The organism is Ruegeria sp. YTSC003 (assembly GCF_059609785.1).
The window spans coordinates 17,872-28,353 of sequence record NZ_JBXWMK010000012.1 but is presented as its reverse complement, the minus strand read 5'-3'; the positions used below and the strand labels follow the sequence as shown (position 1 = coordinate 28,353).

At 55.8% G+C, this 10,482-nt stretch carries 6 protein-coding genes; 1 reads left to right on the top strand and 5 read right to left on the bottom strand.

Going from position 1 to position 10,482, the window contains the following annotated elements:
- Window positions 1-9: 9 nt before the first annotated feature.
- Window positions 10-489 carry an invasion associated locus B family protein gene (locus AC2FFH_RS19075; protein ID WP_496769293.1) on the top strand — a complete coding sequence of 160 codons (480 nt, stop codon included), beginning with the start codon at window positions 10-12 and terminating at the stop codon, window positions 487-489.
- 422 nt (window positions 490-911) lie between these two features.
- On the opposite strand, the gene AC2FFH_RS19070 is transcribed toward AC2FFH_RS19075, so the two are convergent.
- The 5 genes from AC2FFH_RS19070 to AC2FFH_RS19050 are packed head-to-tail and all read right to left on the bottom strand — an operon-like array spanning window position 912 to window position 10,472.
- Complete coding sequence (locus AC2FFH_RS19070; protein WP_496845143.1) at window positions 912-2,183, bottom strand: HlyD family type I secretion periplasmic adaptor subunit; 1,272 nt, start codon at window positions 2,181-2,183, stop codon at window positions 912-914.
- Between the two features lie 22 nt (window positions 2,184-2,205).
- Window positions 2,206-4,353 (bottom strand): type I secretion system permease/ATPase, encoded by a 2,148-nt coding sequence (locus tag AC2FFH_RS19065; protein ID WP_496769298.1) that lies wholly within the window; start codon window positions 4,351-4,353, stop codon window positions 2,206-2,208.
- Complete coding sequence (locus AC2FFH_RS19060) at window positions 4,341-5,696, bottom strand: TolC family protein (RefSeq protein ID WP_496769299.1); 1,356 nt, start codon at window positions 5,694-5,696, stop codon at window positions 4,341-4,343. Before AC2FFH_RS19060 ends, AC2FFH_RS19065 begins: the two co-directional genes overlap by 13 nt.
- 2 nt (window positions 5,697-5,698) lie before the next feature.
- Window positions 5,699-6,505 carry a SapC family protein gene (locus AC2FFH_RS19055; RefSeq protein ID WP_496845094.1) on the bottom strand — a complete coding sequence of 269 codons (807 nt, stop codon included), beginning with the start codon at window positions 6,503-6,505 and terminating at the stop codon, window positions 5,699-5,701.
- Window positions 6,506-6,563: 58 nt separating this feature from the next.
- A complete protein-coding gene (locus AC2FFH_RS19050) occupies window positions 6,564-10,472 on the bottom strand; it encodes an Ig-like domain-containing protein (protein WP_496845093.1) in 3,909 nt (1,302 codons plus the stop codon).
- Window positions 10,473-10,482 lie beyond the last annotated feature (10 nt).

Genomic DNA, 10,482 nt, shown 5'->3' with positions numbered 1-10,482 from the left:
GACGGCAGTATGAAAATTTGGCTTGGCGCGCTAGGAATCTCACTGGGTTTGACACACCCTCTTGCCGCGCAAGAGAAAGGCACACTCCCGTGGTCGGTAAATTGTGGAAATCCGGGCAACGGAACCGAGCTGGTCTGTGAAATGTCCCAGAGTATTGTTTTGACCGAAAACAACCAGAGGCTTACCTCCGTTGCGTTCGTGAAGCCTGCGAGGAAAGATGAGACCGAAGCCGTGCTGACCTTGCCGTTTGGTCTTCTGTTTTCCGAAGGGGTGATCGCAAAGGTCGATGACGTCGAAGTCGCCCGTCTGGAGTTTCTGACCTGCGAGGCTCAAGGCTGCTTTGCTCGTTCCGCTGTCTCAACAGAGTGGATGTCTGCGATGCGGGCGGGTAAGCAATTTACGATCGAAAGTAAAAACACAGCAAGAGATCCAATCTCCTTTGGTTTCGATCTGACGGGATTCAGCAAGGTATCAGATATTCTGCCGTAACGACTGTTTTTTGCATACAGGCATCTGTCTGGTGCTGGTCATCGAAATCGGACCCTTGATCGTGCCGGGCATGGAACATTGATCGAACGAAGGCCGCCATAATCGTACCGGGAGCAGCCATACCCCACAAACGCCATTCCAAATCATGATCAAGGGCAAGAGATCTGGAAGGAAAAGTTCCTGTACCAAACTTGACCGGACAGACACTGCCGGAAAAACAGCCAACGGTCAGATCACATAGGAACCGCTACAATTGAAGTTGCCAACATAGTTCTAAAACGCCAGTTACCCTAGCAATTCAACAACCGGATTTCGGGTGTTGGCCGAGATTGCGGGATAGGTGTGCCCTCTAAGAAGCCGACTTTGTTCACTCAAAAAACTCGCGGTACAATCGCTGATCCTGCGTTTCACACAGCGCTTGATTATTCACGCAGGGCGCGATCTTTGATCTTGATTACGGGTTGCAAAAGGTAGTCTAGAACCGTTTTCTTGCCTGATAAGATATCCACTTCCGCAATCATCCCCGGGATGATCTCGACGGCTACGCCGCTTGCGTCCAAAATAGCGTGACGTGTCTGGATTTCGATGACAAAGACCTCTTCATCATTGCGTTCGGGCCTTGTCACCGTGTTGGCGCCTATGCGGGTGATCTCACCGTCCAGCGCGCCGTAACGCGCAAAATCATAGGCCGTAATTTTCACCTTAACGGGCTGGCCTGCGTGTAGAAACGCGATATCTTCGGGGCGAACATAGGCCTCGACCAGAAGCCTGTCGTCCAATGGAACAATCTCGATCAGTTCTTCACCGCTGCGTGCCAAACTGCCAATCGTTGTCCGGTGAACGCGATTTATGATTCCACGCACGGGTGATCTGATCTGTGCGCGATCCGCGCGGTCTTGCAAGGCCGGTAAGGACGGCCGAAGTGCCGCGAGTTCGGCTGTCGAGACCGCAAGGTCGGTGAGCGCTGCGCTCCGGAACCTGCTATGTGCGGCTTGAATACGATCGTCGATTTCTTTCAATCCGGTTTTCAACCTGTTGGTCACTGCAACTGCACGGACCTTGCGACCCTCCCATTCAGCGGAACTGCGGCGCAGCGACAAAAGCGTTGTCGCAGGCTCCATCCGTTTTTCCACCAAGGGGGTAATGATGGCGCGTTCTTCGGCCAGAATCCCAAGCGTCTCTTCGGCTGTCACCTGGTCTACCAGCCCTTCCTCATATTCGCGCTGGCGCAGCTCACGCTGTCGCTCCAGAATGGCAATTTCAGCGGCCAGTTCCGCCTGACGGCCCTGATACAAAGCAGTTTCGGATTTGACCACTTCTGGCGCGCCTTCAATGAGCTTTTTTGAGAAAGTAAGCTGGGTGCCGTCAATCTCTGCCTGCAATCGTTGGGCACGAGCCGTCAATCCAAATGCGCGCTGTTGTTCCTGGCTCAACTGACTGTCGATCTGCGTTGTGTCGAACTCCATTAACAGCGTTCCCTTGTCGACAACCAGCCCTTCCGCGACGTGCAAGTATTGTAATACTCCGGGTTCTGTTGCCTCAATCAGCTGCACGTCCGCCGACGGCACAATCCGGCCATCCACGCGGGTCACGTCGTCGAGTTCCGTCATGTAGGCCCAAAGCCCGGCGGAGACGAGGCAGGCAAGGATAACAAGCAACAGGAGAGATCCCCCCAACGGAGATTTCCCCCGCATTTCTCTTGCCATCATGGCAAGGTCAGGATGCCGCGACATTCAGATGCCTCCCTGTTGCGCGCGCGCGCTGGGTCAGCATGCTTTTTGGACCGTCTGCGCCGACCCGGCCGCGTTCGACCACAATGACCCTGTCGACCAGATCAAGCAGGCTGGTCCGATGTGTGACGATAACCATTGTGGTGTCTTTGGTTTCTTGTTTCAGACGCTTGATAACCTCGGCTTCGGTCTTCACATCCATTGCACTGGTCGGTTCATCCAACAACAACACTGGTGGGCGTCCAATCAGCGCGCGGGCCAGCGCGATGGCTTGACGCTGGCCGCCCGATATTCCTTCGCCACGTTCTGCCAGTTGTTGGTCATAGCCGTTGGGGCAATGCGCGATAAAATCTTCAACCCCGGCCACGTGGCCCGCTCTGATCAAATCTTGATCCATGGGCCGGATCGCACCGCTGGCAATGTTTTCGCGAATTGAGCCGGAAAAAAGCCAAACGTCCTGCAAAACCGAACCGACATTGCGACGTAAGTCGCCGGGGTCAATCTGACGGATATCGACCCCATCCAGCATTACCGAACCGGTCCTCGGCTCGAATAAACCGAGCATCAAACGCGCGATGGTGCTTTTCCCGGATCCGATCGCGCCCAGAATGGCAACTTTTTCACCCGGTTCTATGTCGAATGAGACACCTGAAAGGGCATCATCGGCTTGTTCAGGATAGGCAAAATGCACATCTTTGAAAGAAATGCGGCCTTTTGCATGTGGTCGACTGATCCAGTTGCGTCCTTCGGGCCGCTCATTTTCCGCCTGCATCAAAGCGTTCAGATTGCGATACGCGCTGCGCGCCTGGTTCACACGTGTGAGTGTCTGGGCAAGCTGCCCCAGTGGCGCCAGCGCGCGTCCAGTCAGCATTACAGACGCAATTAACGCACCCATACTTGCCTGCCCTTCAGTGATCAGGAACACGCCGAAGAAAACAATCAGGACCTGCGCCGCCTGTTGCGTGAATCCTGTCAGGTTCAATGCGAATTGGGTAACTGTCCGGCTGCGGATTCCGTGGGAGGACAGCCGCTCGATAGCATCTTCCCATCGCGCCCGCATTTGTTTTGCCGCTGCGGTTGTTTTGATGGTTTCAAGACCGGAAACGGTCTCGACCAGTACGGATTGTTTTGACTGACCGTCCGCAAAACTTTTTTCGGCCAAACGCGATAACATTGGTTGCACTGCCAGGCCCGCAATCAAAACAATCGGAACGGCAAGGGCAGGTATCAGCGCCAGAGGTCCACCAACGAGGTGAATGACCAGTAAAAAGAGGGCGATGAAGGGCAGGTCCACGAGTGCGACCAGAGTTGCCGATGTAAAAAACTCGCGCAGAGTTTCAAATTCGCGGATCGTGCTGGCCATAGCACCGGTCGATCCGGTCCGCGATTTCATTTTGATGTTCAAAACCTGGTCAAAAACGCGCCGCCCCATAAACATGTCTGCCTTTTGCCCGGCCCGATCAATAAAGCCAGCGCGCAAGAGTTTGAGGGCGAAATCGAAAGAAAGGGCAAGACCAACCCCTGCGGTCAGTGCGATAAGGGATTCCGTCGCCTCATTCGGAAGAACCCTGTCATAGACGACCATGATGAAAACGGATGTGGAAAGACCCAAAAAATTCGCTACCGCTGCGGCAAGCACCACTTGCGCATAGGACCAGCGGTTTGCCAACATGGCCGACCAAAACCAATGCCCGGATGCGGTCCTGTTTCGACCTGGTGTTTCCTCATTGTGGCTGCGCCGAAACAAAAGTGCGTAGCCGGTGTAGCTTTTCCCTAAAACTGTTTCTTCAACCTCACCGATGCCTTCACCCATCTCAGGGTCGAAAATCAGAAAACGGCCGCTCTTGGTACGCCCGTGAAATACAACTGCTTTATTGTCGTCCAACAGAAAAATTGCTGGGACCAGTGTGTCATCGAAATCCGCAAGTCTTCGCGACCCAAATCCCGCCTGCAACCCGGCATGGCGGGCAACCTCAATTGCATCTCGCTGGCTCAAATGACCTGTTGTGCCGGATTGCGCAGCGTGAAGTGCCCCGACCGTGATTGAGCGACCAAGATGCGAGGCGACGTGCCGCAGGCAAATTTCCAACGGAGAAAGCTCTTGTTTAGGTGCCAAAGGGTTCAACGCGGCCATGAATCTTCACCTGTGTTTGCAATTGAAATACCGAGATAATCCAGAATGTCCCCGGTCAGGCTGAGGGCGGCGTAGTTTGTGAGGAAGAAGCTTTGTTCCGCCAAAATCAGCCTTTGCTGCGCGTTCACATAGTCTCGCTGTGCATCCAGTATCTCGACCAAGCTGCGTCGGCCGATAGTGAATTGGGCCCGCGCAGCTTCCACGCTTTCGGCGTTGGCCTGGGCAGCTAAACGAGCCGCTTGCAGGCGAACCGCTCCCGCGTCCTGATCTGACCGGATGAACTCTAACTCGCGGCGGATTTCTCGAATTAACGTCTCACGGGCGAATTCGGCCTCTTTCACCTGAGCTTGGGCTGCAGCTATGGCAGCCTTACGTTGACCGGTGCTGTCCAGTTCATAGTTTACGGACAGGTCGACACCGAAATTAGCATCATTGCTGTCATCGCGATCTGCAAATGCCGCGATTTCTACACCTGGCTGTCGCCGCGCAATGGCTGCAGTTTGCTCGGCCTTTGCAGCGATCAAAGCGGCATTCGCACGCCGTACTTGTGGGCTGTCCAAAACGATTTGCGAATCCGTTCTGGCCAATTTGGGCGCAGCGACCGGAGCGGTAAGTGCCCCCGGTGGGCGTCCGAAGACTTCCTGGTACTGTGCCTCCGCCCTGTCTGTCCGAGCCTCTGCATCGGCAAGCTGCGTTCGCGCGTCTGCCATGCGCGAGCGTGCGGTCAAAACGTCTGCATTTGAGCCCACGCCCTGCGTGCTGCGTTCGGTGATCTGGCGCACGATCTCGGCGTGCACCTCAACATTCTGGGCTGAGATTTCCAGGATCTTGCGTCGATCAAGGACCACAACATACGCTTCGATTGCGGCAAGGGCCAGCGCCGCAGCGGTTTGCAGTTGACCGCCCCGGCTTTCGAGGACGCGAGCCTGAGCCGCAGCCAGTTCGCCCGACGCAGCGCCTCCGTCATAGACGAGTTGCGAAACGCGCAGATACGGGGTGAAGTCTGCAATATCGGAATTCACACGCTGTGATCGCGCATTGATTCCCATTGATACGCGAGGAAGAAAAGCACCCTTGGCCGCATTTTCGTCAGCGTCTGCGATTTCCAGTCGTGTCGCGCTTTGTGCGAGGTTTGGGTTGGTTTCGACAGCCGCCCGCACCCGTTGACCAAACTCGCTTTGCGTCAGACGTGGAAGGGGGGGCTGCGCGCCAGCCCCGACAGAACCTGCTGACAGAGAAACCTCTACGCCCGTAAGGTCGGGTGGAGGTGCGCAGGCCGCCATCAAAGGAATACACAAACAGGCAAGATACTTTAGGCCAGAGTTGCAGGAGATCAGAGGCATTTTCACACCTCACCAGCCATGAAAAATTCGTCATTTTGCGCGTGTGCCATGGCGGTGAGGAAACGCGAAATGTCTGAATTTTCGGTATATTGGCTTTGAAGTTTGGGCTTCGTCAGCTGCTCTTGCGCCTGCGACAACCAAGAAATGTGCGAAAGTGATACTTGATGGGCGTGCAGCAATTGAATTGCACCGACATCGAACAATGCGAGTTTCTCTGCCTGCGAAAGAGCCTTCAAGCGTCGGGCATCCAGGACCAGAAACCCTGCCGGCAGCGCGACGTTATCGTAGCTTGCCATTTGTTCGAAAAGACCCATCCCTTGAATGACGTTACACACGGACCTTATGTCCTTGGCCGAGGCCTCTCGTGCTTGGAAAAATCTTAGGACGTTTGAAAGTTCAGCGGTCAACTCACCAGCATCGGTAAAGAACGGTTCGTCCTTCGGAGCATCGGTGACTAGACCAGAAGATTCATCGACCAGAAGTTGCGGATCACAACCCGTTTTACTCGGTAAACCCGCTTGAAATGGCGGGCACCGCAACCCAGACGGGATGTAGGCGGCCAGCCATCGGCCATCGTCGGACACAAAAGGGGTTGGCGCGTTGGGGTTCAATGACAATAGTGCTATAGGTTCAATTTCCCCCCCGGTTTCGCGAAACATTACCGGATACGTGGCCGCGACGAGCAGAATTTCTTTCTCGACAATTGAGCAAGCCTGCTGGGTTTCCGCAAAGTGGTAAGATGAAAAACGCTTCCAGTATTTGTCACCGTGCCGCTCATATGTGACTGGAAACAGGCCGTTCTCTGCCATGTTTGATCCTTTGAGTATGGAGTGGCTGCCGGTCGAAAAACGGCAGTCCATGTTTTGATCAAGCCGTTGCTCCGGTCGGGTCGGCGATCAGGATATTGTCCGCGCTCAATCCGCTCAGATCGTCTAACCCCGAAAATTGCGCCATGGTTTCAACGGTGGCTGCAGTCGGGGAGGAATAGTCGACCCTGACCAGAACGCTATCGTCTCCATCTGTCGCGAGTACGTAGATCTCGTCACCCGCCTGAAGTCCCGTCAAACTTTCGACTGCAGTTTCAATTGTATTGGTCGACAGGTCGGCCAGAACTGTGGTTAAGCCGATGACGCCCGTGTTGGCACCAACCGCGCCGCCTACATTTAATGTCTCAATGCCCGTGCCATCGCCGCGCAAGGTAGAGTGATCGAGGCCATTGAACATCAACGCATCTGCCACATCCGCTGCCGCTCCGAGTGAAAAGCCGGTGATCGTGTCTACCCCGTTGGCCGCAGGGGCGGCTTCGAACACAACGACGTCGCGACCCGCGTCCGAGACATTGATGGCGTCGTCGCCGTCCTGACCACGAACAAAGCTGTCCACATCGCTGGCGACCAAAGTGTCATTTCCATCAGTGCCGAATACGACGGTCGTCGGCCCCCCATCCGGGGTGGTAAGCGACAGTTCAACCGGTTTGCTGGGGTCCTGAACGGTCATGGTGAATGTCACCAACGGTTGGTTCAGATCCGTAAAGCTGGTCGCGACACCTGCAAAGTTGACCACGGAGCCCCCAACCGGGTTGGACAGATACAGACCGAAAGCCCCGTTCCCAACATCGGATCCGGCGTCGAAGGTCACAACTGACGGATCAAATCCCAACTCGATCGTCATCGCTAGCCCGCTGGAAACGTCGCGGTCAGCGTCTGCGAAGATTTGGTACGTGATAGTCGAACCACTCTGATCCGCTTCTGCAATGACATATGCGCCCGGTACATGCGCAGTCGCCTCACCGGTTGCCGGTAAAGGATCAGGGCCGCCCGAAACCGTGGCCTGAGCCTGAAAGTTCAGGTCATCACCTGCTGAAATACCTGTGAAATCTGACGCCGGAACTGCAAGCGACCAGGTGCCATCGGCTGCGACAGTAGCGGTGCCGACAGAGTTATTGTTGAGTGTTACATTCACCGCTTGGCCAGCGGCGAGGCCAACGGATGTTCCAGATACAACAATGCCAGAACTCTGCGCGTCGCCGAGTGAAACTGAGTTGTTCGTCCCTATAGAATTCAGGTCTAACAGCGGTCGGAAATCCGTAGCGAGCGTTGTGGTAGCTGGACTGGCGCTATTGCCGGCCAGGTCACTGACCGTTGCCGAAATGGGGAAATTTGTACTGTCCGCCAATCCGGAAAGATCTGCCGCGGGTACGGTGACCGACCAAGTGCCACCAGTAGCGACACCCGTATACGATTGGCCATCCAACGTGACAGTGACTGTTTGCCCCTCTTCCGCCGATGTCGCCCCTGAGATGGACAGATCGCCTCCCCTTTCGGAGACATCCAGAACCGATCCGACAGCCAATGGGTTGATCGTCACAGTCGGTGCTGTGAAGTCTGTTCTAAACCCAGCACTCGCGCTGGCGCTGTTTCCAGCCGTGTCTGAGACCGACGCATGCACACTGTAAATTTCATCGTCTTGCAGGCCATTTAGACCGGCCGCCGGCGAAACCAACGTCCAGGTGCCGCCACTGACCGTAGTGGTATTGCTCAGGTCTACAGTGCCATCTGCCCTGACGATTTCCACGGTGATGGTGGTGCCGTCCGGGGCATCCGATGCGCCTGAGACCGTCAGATCCGTGCCGCGTTCCGCCAAGTTCATGACCGGGCCGTCGGACAAATTGGTGATGGTGATGGAATGAGGTGAGAAATCAGTGTCAAAACTGCCGCTTGCCTGCAGCGCTGGGTTTCCGGCGGCATCTGTCACGTCTGCAATCACCGGGATTGTTGCGCCATCGGACAGTGCCGTCAAATCTGCCGCGGGTACAGTCGCGCTCCAGACGCCACCAGAGACGGTACCAGTATAATCCTGGCCGTTTAACGATACGGTTACGGTCTGTCCGTCCTCTGCATCAGTTGATCCCGTGATTGTCAGGTCCGTATCACGCTCAGCGGCATTTAGGACGGCACCATCAGAGTATCCGTCGATGGTCAAGGTTGGGGCAGTGACATCCTTGGATACGGGTGCATTCGCCTGGTTGGCTGCGAGCCCGTCCGTATTGGATACATTTGCGGTGATGGTGAATGTGCCCCCGTCTGCCAATGCTCCAAGGTCGGCCGCTGGGATGGTCACCGACCAGCTGTTGTCGGATACTGCGCCGGTGTAACTCTGACCGTCCAACATGACTGTTACCTGCTGGCCGTCTTCTACGTTCCCGGTAATTCCCGAAAGCGTTAAATCCGAACCAACGTCTACGGTGTTTAAGGCGGACCCAACCGACAGGGGCGATATAGAAATTGCAGGGCCAGTCAGATCCACCGGAACCGAGGCCGTTGCCGGAACCGAACTGTTTCCTGCTTCATCGCTGACAACGACCCTTACCGACACAGGAGTACCTGAGGGCAGATTTGCAAGATCAGCGGATGGAATAGTGACGCTCCAACTACCGTCAGAGGCGGTCGTCGAATAGGATTGCCCCCCAAATTCGACCATAACTGTCCGGCCATCAGCTGCTGTTGTCGATCCGCTCAGCTCCATATCGTTCTGAACGTCGACCAATTCGATTTTGTCGACGGGGAGAGGATCCAAAGTTATGGTCGGTGCCGTAAAGTCTGTCTCAATGCTGTCACTGATCTGTGCTGCCGGGTTCCCCGCCATATCTGAAACATCTGCGGTCAACACAATGGTTTCCCCATCCGGCAACGCGGCAAGATCACTGGCAGGCACGGTGACGACCCATTGCCCGTCGGCTACGGTGCCTGAGTATGTGCCGCCGTTCAGAGTGACCGTCACGGTTTGACCGTTTTCCGCGTTTGTCGTCCCCGAGACGGTCAGATCCGTTGCGCTTTCCGCCGCATTTATAACCACACCGTCCGACAAACCGGAAATTGTCAGAGTAGGGGGGATTGTGTCGATGTTGTAAGATACAGTCTCGACCGAAAGCTCTTGCCCGCCGCTGTCCAAGTGGCGAACCGTGACGTTCTGAACACCTTGTGGCAGACTGGCCGCTTCGACAGCTGTCAGCGAAATGCTCCAACTTCCATTGGGCTTGAGTGGCACGGATTTGACCAAAGACCCGATCGTAAGTTCCACTGTTTCGGTTCCACCCGGGACCCTGATATTCGCCTCTGTGCTGCTGAGCGCAGTGGATTGTGCTTGCGCGAGGTTCAAAACCTGAGGTGGTGCCTGCGGCGAGGGGTGAAAATCACCATCGTCTCCACCACCCCCGCCGCCGGCCCCCGCCGCGGCGGCGCCAGCCAGGCCCAATCCGCCCAATGCAGCGCCGACGCCACTAATGCCGCCGCCCGCCGCAGCGGCACCACCTGCTTCGGCGGCCAGACTGAATTGCGCAATTTCGCTCACGGCATTTTCGGCGATCATGATCGCGCCACTGTCCAGAACCTGAACGTTTTCCGCGGCGACAATCATCGTACTGCCATCAATCATCTTCAGCAGAACATCCCCGTTTTTCAGCAGCTTCACTGACTGTACGCCGGGAATCGTTTCTGCAAACTGATAGGCGTACAGCTCTTCTATCGTTGCCTGCGCCAAGGCGGGTAGCGCCATGAGCGTCGAACCAAGCCCCCCGGCAATACCGCGCCCAACCCAGCGTCGCATTTTGCCATCAATCCACCGGCGAATGTGGTCCCTGCGACCATTGTCTGATCCGGGTTCTGCAGTTTTGGCTTTGGGATCATGTTCTTTGGTCATCTTACCCTCACATGTGATGTCTGTGTCCGCCTGGGTGGGCCAGGTTTTGTTCATCAGTCTTTCGCGTTTGTGACTCATGCGGTCGGAC